Raw genomic sequence first — 22,479 nt, forward strand, 5'->3', positions numbered from 1 at the left:
TAGCGTCTGTATATGCCCTAAAGTTGATGACGTTTATATGGTGAAAGCTACTCTATCTCCTCCTCGTTATACGAATTCTCATGATCCTTATTCATCTACTAGAATCGAACACGATTTTTTATTATGATAGAAAATTAATTCCCCATAAAAATCATTAATCACTACCTCCCTCTTTACTAATCTACTAAGGAAAGTTATTTCTCGTAATAATTGGTAACAAAAACTTTATCATTATCCGACTCTATTAGACTAATATATGGTATATTCGACCATGGAAACCATATTTTAAATTAATAGGAGTGAAGAGAATTGTCGAAAAGGATACTCAGTATTACTGGTTTATTAGTGCTTCTACAGCTTTCTGCTGCCTTTACCCATGGGGAAGCAGCAGTTTTTGATCATAAAGTTTCTGAACAAAAAGTACAAGTTTCACCTGGAGTCATTCATGAACAGGCAGCCTATCAAACAGGCTCAATTCATGAGGCTATTAATCTGTTAAATATTAACTTGAATGATCCATATACGAAAATGGAAATCGGTATACCTAACCCGATCAATTCGTTAAAGACAACGACTTCATTAGCAAAAGAAAATAGCTATAATGGACATAGAGTCATCGGAGCAACAAATGCTTCCTACTTTTTAGGAAATGGTTCGCCTGCTAATCTATTAGCCATTAATAATCAAATTATTAATTATGGTATCTTAGGAGATAACTTCGACAGTCCTACACAAAAAGCCGTTGCCTTTGGAATCACGAAATCCGGAAAAGCAATCGCTGACTATTATCAGGCCGATTTAACTTTCACAGTGAATGGAAAGAGCTACAATATCGACCGTATCAACAATACACGATTAGAAAATACGAACGTATTGTACACCTCTTCCAAGAAAACGACCGGAACGAATGAATGGGGAACAGAAATCATCGTCACGAACGCTTCAAAGAATACGGATGTTTTGCATTTTGGAGATCGGTATACAGGAATAGTTGCAAAAGTTACGCAATATGGGGAGCCAGGTAATTCGGCCATACCAGCAGATGGATTTGTTATTTCGATTCAAAATAAGGAGCTTGCTTCTGAAATAAGTCAACTCGAGGAAGGCTCGCCAATTGAAGTAAAAATATCAATCGATGCAAAATGGCAAGATGCTCAATTTATTCTTGCTGCTGGTCCGATGCTTGTGAAAGACGGCAAAGTAAATATCTCGATGCCTACCTCTTCTTCGTTTGTTACTGACCGAAATCCCCGAACAGCCGTTGCTGTCGATGCTACTGGAAATCGTGTCTTTTTAGTAACAGTCGATGGCCGACAAAGTGGTTATAGTAACGGAACGAACCTACAAGATTTAGCTTCTTATTTGATCTCTAAAGGAGCAAGTGCAGCGATTAATCTAGATGGGGGTGGTTCAACAACGATGGCAGTTCGACAGCCTGGAAGTTTACTCCCTGTTATGGTAAATCGACCGTCTGATGGCTATGAAAGAAAAGTATCAGCCATATTACAAGCGGTAAGTACCGCTCCAGTTGGTAAAGCACAAACGATTAAATTAAACACCGTCTCAGGTGAAATTCCTCTAGGTTCTTCTTTCAATGTTACAGTTGCCAATGCAATGGATACATATATGAATCCTCTTACAATCGACCCAGCTACTATGAAATGGTCTGTTGAGGGAACAATTGGTAAGATGGAAGGAACTACATTCACCGCTACTGCTGGTGGCACAGGGAAAATCATTGGCGAGTATGACGGTATTCGTGCAGAGCTGTCAGTTAAAGTCGTCGATATGGCAGCAAAACCTGTTTTACTTCATTCCTTTGACAACACAAATGATTGGGTAGCACAGACCGCTAAAGCAAATGCAACAATCACAACGAGTACAAAATATGACCCATTCCGTCAAGGGACTTCTAGTTTAAAATTAGATTATGATTTTACAGTAGGAGAATCTGGGACAAAAGCCGCCTATGCTGTAGCCAAAACACCAATTTCTATTCTTGGCCGACCCAATAATATTGGCGTTTGGGTATATGGAGATAACAAGAAACATTGGTTAAGAGGTGTTTTAATAGATGGAAAAGGAACGAAGCAGACGATTGATTTCACATCCAAAGAAGGGATCAATTGGACAGGCTGGAAATACGTCAAAGCAGAGGTTCCAGCGAATATTGAGCTCCCGTTAAAATTCGAGCGTATCTATGTAACACAGCCTGCAGCATCCTTGCAAAATAAAGGTCAAGTGTACTTTGATAAATTGCAAGCAGTCTATTCAGTAGACTATGAAGAATTGATGTATACCGATGTAACAAAAGCTAACTGGGCTTATAGTTCAATCAATAATTTGAATCGAGCAGGACTGATTAACGGGTTCTTAGATGGGACGTTTAAACCTACCAACTCGATTACCCGTGCTGAGACAGCAGCGATCATAGCACGCGCTTTGAACCTAAAGTCGTCACATGATTCTGGTTTTACAGACGTAAAGAAAAGTCATTATGCCTATGACAACATCGCAGCAGTAGCTGAAAAGGGCATTATTATCGGACGGGAGAAAGGTCAATTTGATCCTGAAGGAAAATTAACTCGAGCAGAAATGGCTGCCATTCTCGTGAGAGCTTATCAGTTGAACGGAACAAAAAAACTGCCATTTACAGATGTTGATCCGAAACACTGGGCTTATTCAGACATTCAAACTCTTTATGCCAATAACTTGACGGGTGGTTTTCCTGACAATACGTATAAGCCAGCCCAACAAATATCGCGTGCAGAATTTGTTACTTTCTTAGATAGAATGTTACAAAGATAACGATTTTTCTATCAACTATAGCTTGCATACTTTATAAGATTAGAGAACACCTCGATAAAGCAGTGAAATAATCGCTCTATTGGGGTTTCTTTATATTCATTGAAGAACTTACTTTTATCCTAATCAAAAAACAGAATGCTAGAAACAAGATCATTAATCATTATGTAACGATTTAGGTAAATATTTAATTACTATTAAGTAATTTATTCATGCTGTAATGGAGGGCGAATCCACCTTCCAAGATTACCAAGCATTATTACAAACTTAACTTATTGAGTGTCAACAAAAGTGATTCCTATTATATAGAAGATAACAGAGAACAAGAGATATTATTTATACACATTTTACTATATCACCTAATTTAAACTATCCAATTCTACTTCACTTACGACTTCATTTTGGGGAAATTAGTCGTTAGATAAGTACTACTGACTGCATCCCTTCGCTCCATCTGTTTTATCCTCACCCTATGTTGCCATAGAGCTGCAAGCGGCAGATGATCAACACTACTATGGATGCGCCGCCGTCTTGCTGGCTTCACCGGCGCTAACCCGCCTCTTCCAACAAGACCTCAAACGTTCCGTTATTTTTATCCCTCAACACAGTTGACCATGTACAAGTGATAGTTGACAGTACGAAGAACTCGCCTTCCTCTATAAACTATAACCCCTCCACTTTCAACTGCTCTTTTGACAGCCTTAGGTTTCCACTGCTCAGATGTGAGAACGACCGGGTTAACAGACAAATTCGTCCGATCGCCATTGAACCATTTCAGATTCAAGGATGGTTGCTAAACTCCTAGCTTGATTCGTAACAACCACTACCTCACCCTGCTTAAACATGGATTCGTCTCCTAACCATAGCTGCCTTTTAAGGAGCCCCGCCTCAGAGTATATGAGTACGACTTCACCTGACTTCACCCCTTTGGCCTGTTAGCGCCGCATTGGATGCAGGAGGATTAGGCAATTGCAAGTTGTCTGTTTGCAATAGAAGGATTTTCACCTTCTCATTCAAAATAACAGTTAGAATTATTATTCCGCTTATTTCACCAGTTAACTGGCTTATAAAGCAACGTTTCGTTTATTTTTGTTCAGGAGTGCTTCCGCCGCCAGATCCACCTGTTGAAGGAACACTAACGTCTGGGTTATCTTTTCCATCAACTTTAGTGATTAAGTTTTTGATTTGCTCATAATTTTGAATGATCGTTTTTATATCGGAACCTTTAGGTATTACAAGGTTGCTAATTTTCGCATTATTACCTAGAGTTAGTTTTCCTTTTGCTTCTTGAAGTTCTAACAGTAATACTTCTGCATCAATCGTGACCTGTAAAGCACCAGTTGCAAGCGCTATAGATGGAAGGGTAATTCCTTTTGCCCCTTCAATCTTCGTATTTGCAGAAACGGTCATTTGTCTAACAGATGTCGAGCCTGCAAATTTAACATGAAACCCATTAAGTGCTGATTCCAAAGCTTGAATAGATGTATTGTTAAAAGTCACAGTTGGAGATTTTTCGGCCTGATTGTCTAGAGCTGCTAAATGAACGAAGGATGCTGAAACAACTCCTGAATCGGTGATCGATATTTTCCCATCTACCTTTAGATTATTTGCATAAAAACTATTTTTCACGTTACTCGTAATCTCTAAATTCTTTTTAATAGTTAAGTTTTCAAGAGATACATAGTCACTGTCAATGATCACATTAGTATCAAGAGTTACTCCCGCTCCATCAAGAACAACATGATTCTTATATTCAGAACTGTTCTCGCTAGCCTTACCATTAGCATTAAGTTGAATAGATTGAATGGCAGACAGTTCATTACCGTTAACGGTTGCCTTTAAGATCGCTCCCTTTAATGCATTCAGATTACTTACATTTAGCCATTTTTTCTGTTCTGCATTCAATCTATAAACTTTATCATCCAAAGTAATGGAATCGTCTGTAATATTTACTATCTTAGACCCAATGGTATGCTTCATTTGTTCACTTCTGTAGATAAATAAAGCCATTTGTCCGCGTTTTACTGTTTCATTTGGAGAAAAAGATGTTGATGTTGTCCCAACTGTTATTTTATTTTTAATTAGTGCTGGTATGTATGAGGCATACCAATCCTTCACTTGAACATCCTTAAATGGATTATCTACTAAATCTTCTGCTTGAAGTTTGTAGCTAATAGCAATGATTTTCGCCATTTGAGCTCTTGTAATAGGTTGTTCTGGTTTAAATGTTCCATCTGAATACCCATTGATTACATTCATCTGAGCTAGTGCTGCCACTGCGTTATAATAAGTTGACCCTGATTTAACATCCTTGAAACCAGGATTCTTCACTTGTGTTGTATCAAGACCCAATGCTCTTGTCAGTAAGATCGCAGCCTGTCCCCGATTCAACATTTCTAAAGGTCTGTATGTCCCATCAGGGTACCCGGTTATTATTTTACTTTTAGATAAACTTGAAACTGCATCATAATACAGGCTTCCGGGTTTTACATCAGAGAAAGTTTTTGCATCATTCTCACTTGCCTGCGCCGGTTGAATAGAAACCATTGATCCTCCTGCAAGTGAAACTGCAAGAGCAGAGATAAATATTTTCTTAGTATTCTTCAAAATTATACCTCCAATTATCTTATATTTCTGAAATTCACACCAAATGTGAAATATGCCCTTTTAGTGAGCATCACCCCTTTCATGTTTCTCGAGCTTTCATTCAGACGTAATAGTTTCAATAGGTACCAAACTTTTAACTAGCCTTCTCTAACCCCTGATTTTTCGCAGAACCCCATATTTCATAAACCCATTCTGGATGGTCAATAAATGGATTGCGATTTCCTTGCCATTTTTCAATTACATTGTTTCTGTTCTTTTCGAATTCGTCTACTGGATCTTGTTTATTCCATTCTAATAGAACAGAAAGCTTTCCATGGTATGGATTCTTGCCATTATCCAGCTTATCATTTAATTCAAGATCAACTCGATCACCTTTTTCATAGCGAGTTGCCATATAAAACAACATTCTCGCCACATCCCCTTTTACACTATTAGGCGGCTCAAAAGAGTTTGTTGTTTTGTAACAACCAACACAACCACTGACCGGACTTCCACCATTAGCAAATTCTAGATTTCCTCTTGAACTATTCACTTGAACATCAGTCGGGCGTAAATGATGAATATCTGTACCGGGACCTTTGGTTGTGCCAAAATCGCCATGTGACTTTGCCCAAACATGCTCTCGATTCCATTGGCCTACATTCCCACCGCTACTGCTTTTCGGCCGTGAGATTTTAGAATAAAACAGAAGCACATTGTTAGAATTGTTCGGATCTTCATCGGTTTCTTCCAAAGCTTCCCATACTTGATCGTAACTAAGTACAGTCTGTTCTTTAATAATATCGTGTAAGGCTGTTTTTAACGCTTGACCTTCTTTGCCCATTGCATCTTTGTAATAAGTATCAGTGGGTGTCGCGTCAGTTGCCTTAACAGTAACAGTGAAGCTTCCTGTTACACTCTTTTTTTCGTCAGTTGCTGTTACTGCAATGATGTGACTGCCTTCTGCTAATTGAAGTGTGAGTGTAGATGAATTTTGATTAATCGTTCCTTTTGTCGATGTGAAAGTTAGTTGATCATTATCGGGATCAGAAAAGTAATCCGTTAATAGAAGCGAGAGCTCTTCTCCTGTTTGAATGGTTTGATTGGTAAAGTTTTTCTTTTGAATAGGTGCCCTATTTTCATCAGGATAAGAAGGAGAGCCAATAGGCTCCCCTTCCTTACTTGTAATCTTAATGTCTTTGGCACTCGCACCATTTTCATAGTTAATGGTTTGAATATTTTCAGCGCCCCTAATTTCTTTTACATGTGATCCGTCAATCGTAACTTCAGTAGCCTTGATCCCTTTAAAATCAATAATTGCCCCATCTTTTTCTGGTTTGATGGTCACTTTTGTGTTCTCAAATCCGACACCGTGGAATTCTGCATACTCTCCTGTGAATAAGATGCCTTCTGTGATCACAGATTCGTCGTCAAGAGTAATAGATACACTTGGTTTGGTAATCGTCAATTTCTTCGTTTTAAGGTTTTTAAGATTATAAATTTTCTCCGCTTCAATTGGTGCTACTACATGATCTTTTGATAAGTCAATCTGAGCGAGTACCGGATCATGGTCACTTGCTCGTCCCGCCATATCAGTGAAGTCTGCATTAATATGTAGAATATCGATTGCAGTTTGTTTAGCTAGATTATTGGATACTAAAATATGATCTAATACTTGTGAGTTCCCTTGATACACATATGTGTAACGATCAGAACGTTCCACTTTGTTAATCATATTAGTCATAAGGCTTCCCTCGTGAATTTTCAGAGATTCAGAGAATTGGTAATCGTTAAAGTCACCAAGAGAAACAATATTGGCTTCTGGATTTTTCATTTTAATATCTTGAACAAAGCTATGGACAACATTTGCAATTTTGTGACGTTGCACTTCACTTCCATATACAGGTGGTTGCGTTGATCCAAATAATGGTGTATCTCCTGATTTTGAATTCCAATGATTCGCAATCACAATGACACTTTCCCCTCGGAAATCAAACTGTGCTGCCAAAGGCTTACGACTGCTAGTAAATGCACTGTTCGTTGGATCAATCCGGCCTGGATTATACGTTAATTTTCCATTCTCATAGCCAACAGCCGTTGTTGCATTCCCAGGTGAAACACCTTCAGTTAAAGTGACCCGTTCTGGATTGTATAAGAAGCCAACACGGATATTCGCATTTGGTGCTCCACCATCTTGATTATTAGCTGGGTCGATATTTACATATTTATATTTTACTCCGCCAGCCTTACTAATCTCATTGATTAATCTTTCATAGCTTTGGTCCGCCTTTGAGTCACCTGCATCTTCCCCATTATTATCTTGAACTTCTGTAACACCGATAATATCCGGACTTTGCATGTCAGATGCAAAAGCCCTTGCTAACTTTTGTGCTTTATCAACTGTTGTAGATTTCGTATTATTAGAGAAGTTTTCCAAATTATACGAAGCAATAGTTAACTTATCATCTGCTTTTACAATCGTAGTTTTTTCAGGCTTTGCAGTTCCTTTTGAACGAGCTGTTTTCATTTCATCTAACGGAACATAGATTTTATAGTTTTGGAATGAATAACCGACAACGCCTGTAATCGGGCCTTTAAATGTATCACCTGTTGCTACTTCGAAATCACGTGCTGGACCATTTGGCTCTAATCGAAATTGGATTCGGTTAGGATTTTGATTATTTTCTTCTAGTAATAGGCCACCGTGTAATGTATTTGTTGGCGCGTTTTCAAGAGCTGTAACAAGATCACCGTTTTCTTGAGGTGCTACTGCTTTAACGTTCCCCACTTGTACACGCATGCCCTCTAAGCTTTCCCAGAAATCAATAGCATCTGTTTCAGGGTTGAATACTTTTAATTCATCGCTATCGATATGTTGTGTAGGAAGGTTGTTCTCATCAATAATGATTGGCTTTGGTAATTCTACATTATTTTTAACAACAGTAACCTTTCCACCCTGATCGTTACGAACATTGATTTGTGTCACTTTCATGTCCGTCTGTTGACGATCATCATACCCATCGATGGCATATTCGCTTACAGTCCCTGAAACAGAAACTAAATCGCCAACTTTAATCGGCCAATTATTTTTGCCGCTATAGAGGATAATCCCTTCAGATGTCTTTGTATCATTGTCTACTAATGCATCTGGCGTTTGAATATGATAGTAAGTTGATCCACTTAACTGAAATGAATAAGTAACAATTCCCTGCAAGTTTTCAACTGATTTCCCTGCAAATGGAGAGACGTGGCTAGCCCCTTGAATGTCATGAATTTGAAGGCTATCCGTGATTGAATATTCAAATTCCTTAACTTCGCTCATCGATCCATCTTCCGCTTTCACAACTGCTTTGACGGTTGCATTTTTCTTAATTTCGATTGGCGCTACATATTTTATACCGTTCTTGATTGGATCTTTCCCATCTAACGTGTAAAGGATTTCTGCATTTTTAGTATTCGTTGTTAATGTAACAGTCGTACCCCCTACAAATGTACCACTACCTGGATTAGCAGAAACAGGTTGGATAACAGAACTATCTTCTACAATGTCTTGTAGTGAACGTGGAATGATTTGATAAGCATTATCGAATTGTTGGACAATCCCTGTAATCGACTCGTATGTGTTACCAACAACTAAACCTAATAGATTATTTTCATCACGAACGATAAATTCTGTTGTACCGTCAGTAGCTGTATAGTTATTGTTCGCATCTACATTTGTCAATGTAACATGACTAGCCTGAACTAGAAGAGACTCGTTCTGTTCATTAACATCCGCACCTGTAACTTTTTTAGAAGTTGGTGCACCTACATTTACAGACTTTTTAATAATGGTTGCACTATCTAATTGAAGTAATCCGCGATAATCAGCTAATTTTCCCGTTACTGTTACTTCATCTCCTACTGTTGCATCTAAACTAGTAGGGCGTACGGCAATTCCACCTGTAGCATCTTGAATGGAAATGGTATTTTTCAAATTTGCCGCTACAATTCCTTTGACAGTAACTGTTTCTCCTGGCGCTAGATTACGTGCTTCCGAGATTGAAAGGACTCCGGATTCACTAACTAGTTTGTAATCAAACGATTTAATGTCACTATTAGCGAGACCGTCAGCAACTGCAAATGCTTTAAGTGTCATATCTTTGTCAATCACAATTGGTGCTGTATACTTCGTACTAGACGTCGTAGGCTCTGATCCATCCATTGTATAGTAGATCGTTGCTCCTCCAGTGTTTGTTGATAATGTGATTTCTGTACCTTTTGGGACACTTGATGATGGTGTAGAAACCATTACTGATTCAGCTTTATTTTCTACAGGTGTTGTTGCCTCACCATCCATTTCATGCCAACCTAAGTTCGTAAATGTATCTATGGGGAAGGACGTCCATTCAATAGCTGGATCGAAATCATCATCTGGATTTGCATCACCTGTTATAATAGAACCCTTTCGAATTAGTGTAGAATCTATAGTCTTTACATCCGTTCCCCATGAAACACCTGGATCTTGTCCAACTTTTCCAATAGAATCGATAATTGTTCCGGATTTCTTTAGAACAATTGCATCATTACCATTAAAAGCAGTCACAGTGGAATTACTTAAATCCCCCTTACTTTTTAAATCTGCATTTGCACTTCCATGATAAATTACATATGTCTTCCCATGTTCCAATGTACCTGATAAATTCAATTTTGTTGGAGTTGTTTTTCCGTTTGCATATAATTCTAATGAATACTGACTTAAATCAATCGTTACTCCTGTACCATTGTAAAGTTCTAACGCCTTGTTATTACTACTTCCTTCGACATATTCAGAAATAATTAAGTCCGTGGCATTCGTGGCAGCTTGTGTTACTGATGGGAGCGCAGGTGCTACTAAACTTGCAACTAAACTTGCTGACAAAAAAGTATTTAATGGTTTTTTCCATTTGTTTTTACTCATTTTAGCCATTCTCCTTCTATTAAGGGTTTACAATTTAGTTAAAACGCAAGCCTTCAACCTACTTGCTGAAGGCTTTGCAAAAGTTAATTATAGAGTTGTTTCTCCTGTTACAGTAATACCTTCAATTTCAAAATTGTCTACATCAAGCCCTGACATATCCAAGTCACCTTCAACCGTGATATTCGAAAATGAAACATTGTCTGCAAGAGTACCCGTAATAGTTAAATTACCTTTTACTACTGCATAGCCTAAAGATGCAATATTTGTCACTCTAACCGTTACATCACCGTTATAAACCTTAGGTGCTTCCTTTGTACCAGAGAATTCATTGCCCGCAATGTTTCCACCAGGAAGCTCAGTACCTGGATTTTCTTGGCCTGCAACGTCAATAATACGACCTTCTACTTCTGGATTAACATTTTCTAAAGCTTTCATGTGTTCAGCAAGGTTTTCCCAATCTGAAAGTCCTAAATCTGTAACACGGCCCTCTTCATAAGCCTTTTTGAAGACATCATATCCGTCTCCACCTTTAGCTGTAAATGCATTTGTTGCAATCGTGTATGCTTCACTATCTTTGATTTCCGTATAAGTACCATCAGCATTTTTGTATTTGATCGATACGACACGTTGTCCAGCAGGTTTAGAAGAATCAAAGGTTACTTTTGCACCTGACACATGAAGGAAACCACCATTTTCAACTGGGAATGGTTTGAAACTAATTTCAAAGGCTTCTTTTAATTCAGCACCTGTTACTCTCATCGTTGCTAATGTGTTGCCGAATGGAAGAACAGCGATTACTTCACCAACTGTAATTGGCCCTGCGTTGATCGCTTCTCGAATTCCACCACCGTTTTGGAACGCCATTACAACTTCTGGATTGTAATCTTTCGCTTTCTCAAGCATACCATCCGTGATTAAGTTACCTAATGGTGTTTCATTTTTACGTACACTTGACACTGGATTATCTGTACTTGTGCGTGGGTTTTCTAATGCTTTGACTGCAGTTGCGCCAGTTGGTTTGGTTTTTACTTCTTCAATTTTAGAAGAGTATTCTTTAAGCATTTCGGCAGCTTCAGGATCTTCTTTCTTATCCGCTACCTTGATTAATTCACCTGCTTGTCCAACGATTTTACCTTTTTCGTCAAATTCTACATCAAGTGTTCCCAAGAAATCGCTGTATTGATAGGCTTGAACAATGACTGTTGGATCTTTCTTTATCCCATTTTTATCTTTATCAATGACAACAGGTTTGTTCAATTGCGTATGGCTATGCCCACCGACAATGACATCAATGCCATCAACTTGAGCAGCTAACTCTAAATCATTGTCATATACTGGATTATCATCATATCCAATGTGCGTGATAGCTACGATCTTGTTAACACCTTGTCCTTCAAATGCTTTGACTGCTTTGTTAGCTTCCTCAATGTAGTCCTTAAATTTCACATCTCCAGGACTTGAAATATCGGCTGTTTCTGCAGTCGTTAGCCCGAAGAACCCAACCTTTTCACCATCAATTTCTTTAATAATTCCATTATAAATCTTCCCTTTTTCCGGTTCACTTGAAATTAGATCACTGAATAGCCCTTTTAGATTAGCATCTTTTGTAAAGTCTACATTCGAACTAACAAATGGGAATTTAGCTCCTTTAATAAAGTCCGCTAATGCTTTATGCCCCTCAGGACTTGAGCCTAAATCAAATTCATGATTACCAAAAGTCATCAAGTCATATTCCATTAAATTCATAAACTGAAGATCAGCTTGTCCTTTAAACTCATTGAAATACAATGTTCCTGAGAATACATCTCCAGCATCGATTAGCAATGCTTTGGGTTTCTTAGTTCTAACCTCCTTCACAGCCGTGACTCTTTTAGCCACATTGTCTAAGTGTGCATGAGTATCATTCGTGTGCATCAATGATAATTTAAAGTTTTCTTTGCTATTCCCGTCTTATACCACATTCTTGTGGTTTTCGGTTCGGGCCTACACCGTACGGGCGACTTTCATCGCATACGGCGTGCCATCAGTAGCACTATCTTCCTTTTATTTCCCCAATCAAAATATAACATTATTATGTGGAAATCTTATTAAGGCTTTGTAAAAGTACGTAAATATTACCATTGAAATTATTTACATAGATACTTTTATTTGGCGAATTAACCACATCAAAAAACCTACCCTTTACTATTGATTATAGTAAAAGGGTAGGCTTTTTTGACCTGTCTTGATAGTTATCTTGCTTCCTATATTATTTTATGTCATTCATTAATTTAGCTGAAACTAGGAATTCAGCAAGAATTTTTGCCATTTGGTCACGTTTCGTGTTGCCATTCGGATCAAACGTTCCATTATCTTTACCACCAAAGATTCCTGCTTGGTAAACCGCTTCTACGCTTTCTTTCGCCCAAGCTCCTACTTTGCTAGCATCTTTGAAATCTCCAATTTTCTTCTTCTTATCTAATTGAGTAGCGTCAAAGTTAATAAAGTCCAAGTTCATTGCACGATGAATCATAGTAGCGGCTTCAGCACGAGTAATTTTATCATTCGGTGCAAAACGCCCATTTTCCTTACCATAGATAATGCCATAGTTAACAGCAGCCATCACTTCGTCTTTTGCATTGAACCACTCATTTCCTTTTACATCTTTAAAGTGGTTATCGTATTTTGCAGCTGGTAGCCCAAGTGCACGTACAAGAAGAACAGTAAATTGAGCACGAGTCATATCCTCTTGGGGAGCATACTTCCCATTGTCATTCCCGGCAATAATGTACTTAGAAGCTAGAGTGTCAATATATTTTTCAGCCCAGTGCTTCTTATCGACATCAGGAAACGTTTTATCGTTTTCTACGATGGTATATTTCGAGTTTGTTAGTGATTTAATTGTTGCTGTTTTTCCATTAAAAAGAGTTGGAAGAGAAGAAAAAGTACCATCTTCATTCAGCTTAACCGCTACAGATCTTCCAGCGTTAAAATTATTCTCACTCACAATATCACGCTCTACATACGTACTGAATGTGGCAACAGATTCTTTCTTATCACCTGAAACTGCTTCTACTGTAAATTCGATCACTTTAGAAACAGGCTTCAATTTATTCTTGCCAACTGTATCCGCTACAGCCTTCGCATCGACAACATTAACCGATACAATGATTTGAACATCACTTTCATTTACACCAAGTTTCTTAGCAAGTACTGCCACATTAATTTCTGTTGCAGGAAGCTTGTAGCTAGCCTCGTCCGTCAGAACTTCTACAATGGCTTTTTTATTTTTCTTAGCTAATTCGGTAAATAAAGAAGCTGGAACACTTGCCTTTACCTCAACACCTGCAGCTCCCTTTTCAAGTTTCAAAGGTACAACGCTTTTTTCAGAAGTGATTAGATCAACGATACCTTGGACCTTATCGGCTGAAATTTTAGTTATAACGGCACCATTTTCCGTTACCTTTTCTGTTGAACCAGCAGGAAGTTCAATTTTACCTGGTTTTTCTGGGATAGGTGGTGTTACTGGTCCACCGCCACCTCCGCCTGAATTTCCAACTTTAACATTAACATCCGTTAACTTGCTAAGTTTAATTCCATCTATTGTTGCGTATACGTCAACTGTACCATTTGCTTTAGGTTGAAGTGTATTTCCTGAGAATGTAGCAATGTTTGGATTGCTAGTCTCCCATTTAATGCTCGTGGTAAATGAAACCGTAGTGCTAATTCCAGCCTTATTAACAGGTACATTTAAAGTAAATTTATTGTTATTATTACTTATCGTTGCCCCTTTTTCACTGAAAGCACTTTGCATCATTGCTGATCTGTAATCTTTGTTAGGATCAATCTTAGAATTATTTAAATTTTCTTGTAATAAAAATAACTTCTCTACAGAAAGGTCAATATCCGACAATTTCCCTTGAAGTTTTGAATATTGTCCGGATTTTAATGTCGTGCTTACAGCATTACTGATAACCGCTGAATACGACATGCTTCCCTTTAAAGCCTCTGCAATAATAGCGGTCTCAAGATTTCCTTCTAAATCTTTAACAAATGAAATGAGTTGATCTGCTACAACATTCCCATCATTATCAAATACAGTATTAAAGTCTGTTGCATTTTCACCTCTAAAATCTTTAATAGCTTGTGCTAAAGCGTTAGAAGAACTGTATTTTGTGTAAATTAGAGCAGCTGTATTATTTAATAGATTTGTAAATGCCGTTTTCTCTTTTTCTGAAGACAGATTAATAACTCCACCAGCAGCAGAATTAATCTGATCAAATGTAAGTGTGGGAATACTAGGTGTAAAATTAGCAGCTTTATAAAAGATAAAGAACCTTTCAGCGAGAGTATTAATCTCTTGATCGATGGTTGTAGCAGCTTTTACCTGAGTTGGTTGCACTATTACCCCTGTCGTCACAATCGGAGCAACTGCAATCGTTGTGGCTAACATAGCTTGTAAACCCTTTTTACTTAATGGATATTTTTTCACTTTCTACTTCACCTCATATGTATTATTCTAATGACCCCTGTCATTATTCAGCCAATATTAACGAATTTTGGCATCTACAGTAATAGAATAATAATACTTGATTAATTTGGCAAAATCAATGACAATAGTAATATTATACAAATAACTATTACTTTAGAAACATTTCTAATGACTCATTACTTTTTAGAAATATATCTTCTGTTTATAGTAGAATTTATAATAACTAGAGTATGAAAGGGGAACACTCAAAAGTATGAGAAAGTCCTGGAAAATAATTATTTCATTAATCCTAATTATCTTGATTGGCGGAGGTGGCACAGCCTATTACTTTTTAAAACTTAAAACGTATGATGTAGCTGATGAAAAGGTAGAAAAAATTACCGATGCAAAGTATGACATTTTGCTTCCAAATGAAACTGGTAAGAACGATGCCTCAGGAATGGTAACAGAAGTAAATAAGCCCTCCACTACTAACAATCCAGATACTAACAATATAGAAACAAACGTAACACAAAGTCATTCCAAAACTGATGACACCAATCATTCTAATGGCTCAACTCAAAAAACGAATATTGGCAGCACAACTAATAATGATACTTCAGGGACAGATAAGAAAAGTGTCAATCAATCAACTAAGGTTACCGTTGCTAGCATAAAGCAAAAGTATCGTCCTTCTTTTGAATATTTACAAAGTCAAGCAAACGGAAAAGTCGATGCACTCGTCTCACAAGCTTATGGAGAATATCAAACAAAGAAGAAAAATGGTGAATCAATATCAATTCCCTATTTCTATCAAAAATATAGCTCCGCAAGTAAGGTATTGGAAGGAAATACAGACGCCGCTTTTCATACGATTTTTTCTGCATTACAAAATGATTTGAAAAAAAATGGCTATAGCTCGTCAGAAGCTAATAGTTTCAAAGAGGAATACGAAGCAACTAAAAAAGCAAGAGAATCAGCTCTGCTAAACAAAGTGAAAGAAGCTCTATAGCACCAAAAACAAAGCATGTTCATGGAAATAGGGAAGACAGAGCTACCGCCAAAATTGGCGGTGGCTCTTCTTTTGAACCTACTTGCACTTCAATATTTTCGAAGCTTTTCGAGACAATGGGCGCCTTATTTACTTTAGGAGCGAAAGGGGATGAAATTTTATCCCCTTGTAAAGTCGCTGAATTCTTAATCTAGATTCCATCTTTAACAATTGCATCCGCTTCTACAATAACGAAGGAGTCTTCTGTGCCAACTTCAAATTTCTTCGTTTTAGAACCTGCAATCGTGTAAATCTCTGGTACAGACTCTTTTTTTCCTTTTAAATCTGTTTGGATGAGTACTGGGTCGTGGTCACTCGCTCGTCCATGCTGCTCCATTATTTAGTCTTCATCTCTCTACTAGGCGCCAAAACGCAGAAAATGCTCTGCAAAGATATTTCTTTGCAGAGCATTTTGACTTATTAAAGTTTATGTCAGAACGTAACGATTAAAATTATTTGTTGGCAGTATTCGCTTGAACTCTTGCCAGTACAACAGCAAACTGTGCTCGAGTCGTTGAGTCATTCACACCGAATTTACCATTTGTATATCCCAACATAATTTTGTTCTTTGTAATGGCATTGATATACGGTGTTCCCCAATAGGATGCAGTGATGTCCTTGTAAAATGGTACTGGGCCGTCACTTTTTAATTGAAATGCAGTAGCAATCACCTTAGCCAATTGAGCACGAGTTAACGGTGCATTGGGATTAAAGGATTCACTTTTTGTAAAAATCCCTGCTTCTGTAAGTTTTGCAACGGCCATATAAGCTGGATGAGTTTCTGGTACATCCTTATATCCAGGATTCGCAGGGATTGATTTCGTCATTGGGATACTGTTATATAGAATGGCCGCCACCTCTGCTCTTGTAATTGCCCATTCAGGATAGATATTTCCCTTTTCATCTAGATGTAGGGCTTTATTGGCCAAAAGCAGATTTAATTCCTTTTCAGCCCAATGTCCCTTAGGAAGATCATTTGCCTTTGTCTTGGATTTGGCCATTGTCTCAATTAATGCATCACTCATTAATTTATATCCCTCTTCGTTCGGATGAATATTCTCAGGGTTCGGTAAATATTTCTTCGTGTCATCGCCAAATGTATCATAGAGCGGTACAAATGTGGCATCTTTGGCTGTTGCTAATTGGATTGTTTGATTAAGTGTTTTCGTCAATTCAATAAGTTGTGGCTTTTGCTCATCAGAAAGGTATGGGAATGGAAAATAATAACCCAGGATATAAACAGCTGCATTTGGGTTAAGCTCTTTAATAGTTTGTAGAATCGTCATGTAGTTTTTAGCAAGAGTTTGAAGGGTTAGCTTTGCAGCATCAGGATCTAGGATGAGAATATTGTTCTCTGGGTCAGCCTTCGCAATTTTCAATAAATCATTCGCTCCGGCAGATATGGTGATTAGATTGGCCTGTTTAACCGCTTCTCTTAATTCTGATTTTGCTGTTAGATCACCCAAAACATTTTGCGTAGTGTAACCAGGAATCGCAAATTCTTTTGAGTATGCAGCAAGTAAACCTTGCTCTTTCAAATATTTGGCCGTCAAATCAGCGTATCCACTACTAATTCCTTTTTCAGGCGTCATACCAGCAGCTAATGAATCCCCTAACGCTAAATACTGTATCGGTTCAACGCTATTTGCTGATGCCGAAGGAACCACCAATCCCATTAATAAAGTAAAAACAAAGACTAAACTCCATGCTCTCTTTTTAAAATTTTTCATCGATGTACTCTCACTCCCCTTTTCATTTTGTAATCTAAAATTATATGTAAATCTAAATCTTTACTTTATATGAAAATTACATGTTTGTAAATTGTGAATTTTAAAACAAATAACCCCGTATATCTATTTAATCTCCACAGTAAACCCAATTGGACAGGGTACTATAAAGTTTTTAATATTTAATTAGATAATTTTTACATAAAATATAGAAAATCATATTTTCTTAAAAAACAATAGTCACGACGCTTGGTACCTGATTCTGCTTAAACCTTTTTTCCGTCAATTCCTTGCAGGTATTTGTTAAAATTTGCCGAAATATATAAGTAGAGTAAACAAAATAGTAGGAGGAGATTTTTTGAAACGTGTAGTCGTATGGACATTATTGGTAGCTTGTATTTTGATGCTTATTTCACCTTTTCAGGCATCTGCAGCAAGCCAAAAGGTGAAGGTTGTCATCGATGGTGAAGTTTTGAAACTGGATGCTACACCATATATGAAGGATAATCGCGTGCTTGTTCCAATTCGCGGTGTATTTGAAAAACTTGGTCTGAAAGTAAACTGGAATCAATCAGCTAAGACCGCAACGATTAAAAGTGATGATACAACCATTATGATGACGCTTGGTAAGAAGGACGTTCAAGTCAATGGAAAAACGACTAAAATAGATACAGCTGTGTCTATTAAGGAAAACAGATTGTTTGTTCCCGTCCGTTTTGTTATTGAGAATTCTGGAGCTAACGTAAAGTGGAGTCAAGCCGATCAAACGGTATATGTAACAACAAACTCTGCTAAGGAAGCAGCAACAAAAGCATTCTTGAGTAAAGTTGCTCAAACAAAGATCAATAGCTTATCTACGAACATGAAAATTAAACAGTCTATGAACTTTTTAGGTGAAAAGATCAATGCTGATATGAATCTCGATATGGATATGGTTCTTGATCCTCTTGGAATCTATCAAGTGATGTCCATGGCGATTGATGAACTTGGTGATGAAAAAATAACGACAAAATCATATCTCACAAAGGATGGATTTTATGTCCATGATTCGGCTAATGATCAATGGATAAAATATGATGATCAGATGGTGAATGAGTTACTCAATCTATCAGACTATCAAATGAATCCAACTGCACAGTTTGAAGTCATGCAACGTTATTATAAAGATGTGAAAGTAATTGAGAAGAACAATACGTACGAATTGCATGCCTCTCTATCAGGCGAGGGATTCCAAGAATTACTGAATGAAATTTTAAACTTATCTGGATTAGGAATTGGGGAAGACCTCTTTGCGGGCATTGAGATGTCAATTAAAAAGATGGAGATGGTTACGATCCTTGATAAAAAAACCCTTTACCCATTGTCAGGTTCAATGGAGTCTGATATGACGTTGGCTGTTGATGGAGAGAAGATGAACATTGTTCAAGAAGTAGAATACTCCTACTCAAACATCAACAAACTAAAAGCTATTACCATTCCACAAGAAGTCATTGATAAAGCCGTTCCATTTAAGGAAATTTACCCAGAGCTTGAATAGAAGTTTGGAAGTTCATGAAAGGCAGGAGGCTATTCATTTAGCCTTCTGTCTTTTTTCTAATCTATTGAAACATATAATTTATTTTCCACATAACTAATGAATGAGGGAAAATGCGATTAAACAAAGCAAATGGCTTGATGGCATTCTATCGACCAAACAACTTTCTGCAGATATTACTTGTAAGATTCATTTTTAATAGGGGAACCTTCGCGGGGAATTGAGCGTTATACTCATCAGGGGCCCATTTAGCCTCTAACAACCTTCTTACGTTTTCGTCATCTTGCATAATCTTCTCTACATCGAAAACAACTGGAATAAGAGCCGTACTAGATCCGATGAGTGCTTCGCCTTTTTGCTCCACACCTAAACCAAAGGAAATTCGTAACATCCTGAAAAATCGCTTTTCTATTAATGCGATATAATATTTAGGACTATGCCTTTTAGCATGGTCATAGAATACATGCATAAAGTTCTCGAAATACCCTTGGCGATGATAGTCTTTATGAAGGCATAGTTTATCAATTTCCCAAATTCGATTTTGGTTTACCGCTATCTCTTCGTCGAATGAAAAAGGAAAACGGCCTTCTACGGTACTGTCTGGATTTGTTGGGTCATATGGGATGAATTCGATTGTTCCAATCACCTTTTTTTGCTTATTAGGCAATAATAAATTGTATCGGATACCACTTTTCGCATACGGGTCATTGTACCACCCATACATGTCACAAAAATATTCCCAAGTATCTTCAAATTCTTTTTGTTGACGAGATGACTTTACTATTTTAAACATCATTTCAGACCACCCTATACTGCCATGTGTTTGCTAATTTTCACGAAATTATTAGAAAACCCCTATACTATATTTCTCGCATAAGGGCCATTTATTTATCTTCATTAGCTCCCCAAATCTGAACCCAGACCTGAATCTCCCTGACCTGGTTTTTCTTGTTCAGGTGGCTTCCACCCCTTCATCGTCATACTGATAGTAAGTACTTCTAATTCAGGCTTTTTCCATTCTTTTTTCATAGTCTCTTTATCTCCTCTTATAGATTTTTAGTTTTACTGACTTTGATTTGTTTTAGGAACACATTGACTACACGTAGATCAATATCCCCTTTTCAAATTTAAATAGTAGCACCTCCCTCAGTTCATGAATGATATGAAAGAAACAGTACGGTTTCATCGAATAACCTCCATCTGCCTCCCTAAAAGCTTACTAAACATCTTACTTTTTTCCTGTGAAAGCTGGTTGAATCCACCTTGTTGAATGATTTCACCTTGTTCTAGAACAATTACTTGGTCCGCATTCCGGATGGTCGATAAACGGTGCGCAATGACAAGAATGGTCATCTTCCCTTTTAATCGATCTAATGCTTCTTGTATTTTGCCTTCACTTTCTGTATCAAGCGCACTAGTTGCTTCATCCAGCACAAGGATAGACGGCTTTCTCAAGATAGCCCTTGCCAATACGAGCCGCTGTCTTTCTCCCCCAGAAAGCTTGATTCCACGATCACCTATAAGGGAATCGAGACCATTAGGGAGCCTGCTTACAAATTCGGCAGCCGAGGCAAATTCTAATGCTTCCCATATCTTTTCTTCACTTGCATCCGGCATAACTAACAGCAAATTTTCACGTATACTGGCATTAAACAAAAAAGGATCTTGTGGAACATAGCTGATGGCCCGCCTTAATGATAGTAAATTATCTTTCGTTAGCGGGGTTTCATCGATGAAAACCTGACCTTCCTCCGGTTGGTTCAGACCCATAAGCAAATCAATTAAGGTACTTTTCCCTGCACCCGATCGCCCAACAAAGGCCGTCATCTGATTCACAGGAATGCTCACATTGATATCTTTCAAAGCATATGTTGGGCCGTCTTTGTTATAGCGAAAAGAGACATTTCTACATTCAAGGCTTTTTACCATCTCAATCGGTTTAATCATTTCATCCACTTGCTTTTCAAATTCTGTAGAATTTAAACATTTCGTTTGAAGGGACTTCACAGCTTTAAATGACGGCAGTGTTGTCGCAATTTGTTCCAAGGAAGCCTGAATACCGGCTACTCTCGGCCACAGTCGTGAGAATATTACAATAATTAGCATTAGTTGACCAGCTTGAGCATGGAACATCTTTACCGCGATTAGAATGAAAAGAGCCATTAATAGAGCAGATGCGATTTTATAATATAATTGCGAGGTTGTCTTCAATTTCGTATATTCTACTTGCTCTTGCTCCATTTTCTTCGTTATAGATTGGAACCATCCCACTCTTGACTCTTCTAGCGTATTGCTTTTAATATCTTTAATCCCGTTTATTTGATCCGTAATCCCAGCAAGATAGCTTCTACCTAATTCAAAGTTTCTGCTTCCAAGCGCTAGCGACTTCTTTAGAAAATTACGATTTAAAAAAACGATAAATACACCACACAGTAAAACAAAGGCCGTGATACTAGATGATAACCAAAAAGCGAGACCTATCTGGATGAGAGTAAAAATGAGTGAAGACATAAATTGTAAAAAAGCACTTGTCCCTCCACTCGTACGGGTTACTTCTGTTAATAATAGGTTAATAAGATCTGATTTTCTATTTTTAATGAAGAAATCCCAATTTGAATGAAGCACAGCCCCATACGTTTCTACACGAACATGCCTTAAAAAACCATTTTGAATTATCGCATTTCGAATCGTGATTTTCCTTTCCACAAGATTATGAGAAATGACGATTAAGATATAAAATCCCAGAATAAGTGGTAAACCTACGGAAGCAGGGATATCTTGCAAGAAGCCAAACACATTTGCAATAGATGATCCCTCTAATCCCAAATTTACAATGCCACTCATACTAATCATTGGGATTAATAATAAAATGCCGATACCATCCAATAATCCGACCACCGTCATCGCTACAAGGTTTATATAGAGAACTTTCCCAGCGTATGAATGTATTTGTTTTAAAAAGTATAAAATATCTTTCAAGATTGAATCCCCCTAAGGTAACGCTGGTTTTCCTTGTCTTTCGCTAAATCCATCCATACAAGCCATAAAGAAAAATAAGGAAAGGGCTTTTGATAATGGTATTTCCTAGTTTCCTCAGTAAGGAATAAACATTTCACCCAGCTATTTTCTTTGTATGAAGGACATGGGGACAGGTCTACGTGACTTATTAATATAGCCAATCTACTTAGCGGGTATACTTATTTTATCGAGAAAGCATCCGAAATTCTGGCTCCGTACCGCCACCATTTTGATTAGGCGAGTGTAGTGTGATAAATGGTATTTCCTTCATAGTAACTGGTAGCGTTTTAACGCCATTTAGGTTTTGCAGGTAAATCCAAATAGACAAGATAATACATGGCAAACTTCATAAATAATTCCCAATCATCT

At 37.6% G+C, this 22,479-nt stretch carries 12 protein-coding genes; 3 read left to right on the plus strand and 9 right to left on the minus strand.

Annotation, left to right across the window (positions count from 1 at the left end; genetic code table 11):
• Nucleotides 1-309 precede the first annotated feature (309 nt).
• Entirely contained in the window at nucleotides 310-2,808 is a 2,499-nt protein-coding gene (locus AC625_RS21980) for an S-layer homology domain-containing protein (RefSeq protein ID WP_049683216.1), read from the plus strand.
• 1,080 nt (nucleotides 2,809-3,888) lie between these two features.
• Here the strand turns inward: AC625_RS21980 and AC625_RS21985 are convergent.
• The 4 genes from AC625_RS21985 to AC625_RS22000 form a co-directional block, all read right to left on the minus strand.
• Nucleotides 3,889-5,412: an S-layer homology domain-containing protein gene (locus tag AC625_RS21985; protein WP_049683217.1), complete on the minus strand. Its 1,524-nt coding sequence runs from the start codon at nucleotides 5,410-5,412 to the stop codon at nucleotides 3,889-3,891.
• A 133-nt stretch (nucleotides 5,413-5,545) separates the two neighbouring features.
• Complete coding sequence (locus AC625_RS21990; RefSeq protein WP_049683218.1) at nucleotides 5,546-10,330, minus strand: endonuclease; 4,785 nt, start codon at nucleotides 10,328-10,330, stop codon at nucleotides 5,546-5,548.
• A gap of 87 nt (nucleotides 10,331-10,417) precedes the next feature.
• Entirely contained in the window at nucleotides 10,418-12,244 is a 1,827-nt protein-coding gene (locus AC625_RS21995; protein ID WP_049683219.1) for a bifunctional metallophosphatase/5'-nucleotidase, read from the minus strand.
• A 334-nt stretch (nucleotides 12,245-12,578) separates the two neighbouring features.
• On the minus strand, nucleotides 12,579-14,801 hold the full coding sequence (locus AC625_RS22000) for an S-layer homology domain-containing protein (protein ID WP_049683220.1): 2,223 nt from the start codon (nucleotides 14,799-14,801) through the stop codon (nucleotides 12,579-12,581).
• A 253-nt stretch (nucleotides 14,802-15,054) separates the two neighbouring features.
• Between AC625_RS22000 and AC625_RS22005 the strand changes: the two genes are divergently transcribed.
• The gene (locus AC625_RS22005) at nucleotides 15,055-15,792 is read left to right on the plus strand and encodes a hypothetical protein (RefSeq protein WP_049683221.1); all 738 of its coding nucleotides are present in this window, start codon (nucleotides 15,055-15,057) and stop codon (nucleotides 15,790-15,792) included.
• Nucleotides 15,793-15,982: 190 nt separating this feature from the next.
• Here AC625_RS22005 and AC625_RS22010 read toward each other — a convergent pair whose 3' ends face one another.
• Together AC625_RS22010 and AC625_RS22015 are read right to left on the minus strand one after the other, a co-directional pair.
• Nucleotides 15,983-16,168, minus strand: coding sequence for a hypothetical protein (locus AC625_RS22010; protein ID WP_049683222.1), 186 nt, complete (start codon nucleotides 16,166-16,168; stop codon nucleotides 15,983-15,985).
• A 115-nt stretch (nucleotides 16,169-16,283) separates the two neighbouring features.
• Complete coding sequence (locus AC625_RS22015) at nucleotides 16,284-17,561, minus strand: S-layer homology domain-containing protein (RefSeq protein ID WP_049683223.1); 1,278 nt, start codon at nucleotides 17,559-17,561, stop codon at nucleotides 16,284-16,286.
• Between the two features lie 355 nt (nucleotides 17,562-17,916).
• Between AC625_RS22015 and AC625_RS22020 the strand changes: the two genes are divergently transcribed.
• Nucleotides 17,917-19,095 carry a copper amine oxidase N-terminal domain-containing protein gene (locus AC625_RS22020; protein ID WP_049683224.1) on the plus strand — a complete coding sequence of 393 codons (1,179 nt, stop codon included), beginning with the start codon at nucleotides 17,917-17,919 and terminating at the stop codon, nucleotides 19,093-19,095.
• A gap of 145 nt (nucleotides 19,096-19,240) precedes the next feature.
• On the opposite strand, the gene AC625_RS22025 is transcribed toward AC625_RS22020, so the two are convergent.
• From AC625_RS22025 to AC625_RS22030, 3 genes are all read right to left on the minus strand, one after another.
• Nucleotides 19,241-19,885 (minus strand): hypothetical protein, encoded by a 645-nt coding sequence (locus AC625_RS22025; protein WP_156187614.1) that lies wholly within the window; start codon nucleotides 19,883-19,885, stop codon nucleotides 19,241-19,243.
• Nucleotides 19,886-19,989: 104 nt separating this feature from the next.
• Nucleotides 19,990-20,121, minus strand: coding sequence for a paeninodin family lasso peptide (locus AC625_RS27060; protein WP_156187615.1), 132 nt, complete (start codon nucleotides 20,119-20,121; stop codon nucleotides 19,990-19,992).
• A 153-nt stretch (nucleotides 20,122-20,274) separates the two neighbouring features.
• Entirely contained in the window at nucleotides 20,275-22,071 is a 1,797-nt protein-coding gene (locus tag AC625_RS22030) for an ABC transporter ATP-binding protein (RefSeq protein WP_049683226.1), read from the minus strand.
• Nucleotides 22,072-22,479 lie beyond the last annotated feature (408 nt).

The organism is Peribacillus loiseleuriae (genome assembly GCF_001183985.1).
Classification (GTDB): domain Bacteria; phylum Bacillota; class Bacilli; order Bacillales; family DSM-1321; genus Peribacillus; species Peribacillus loiseleuriae.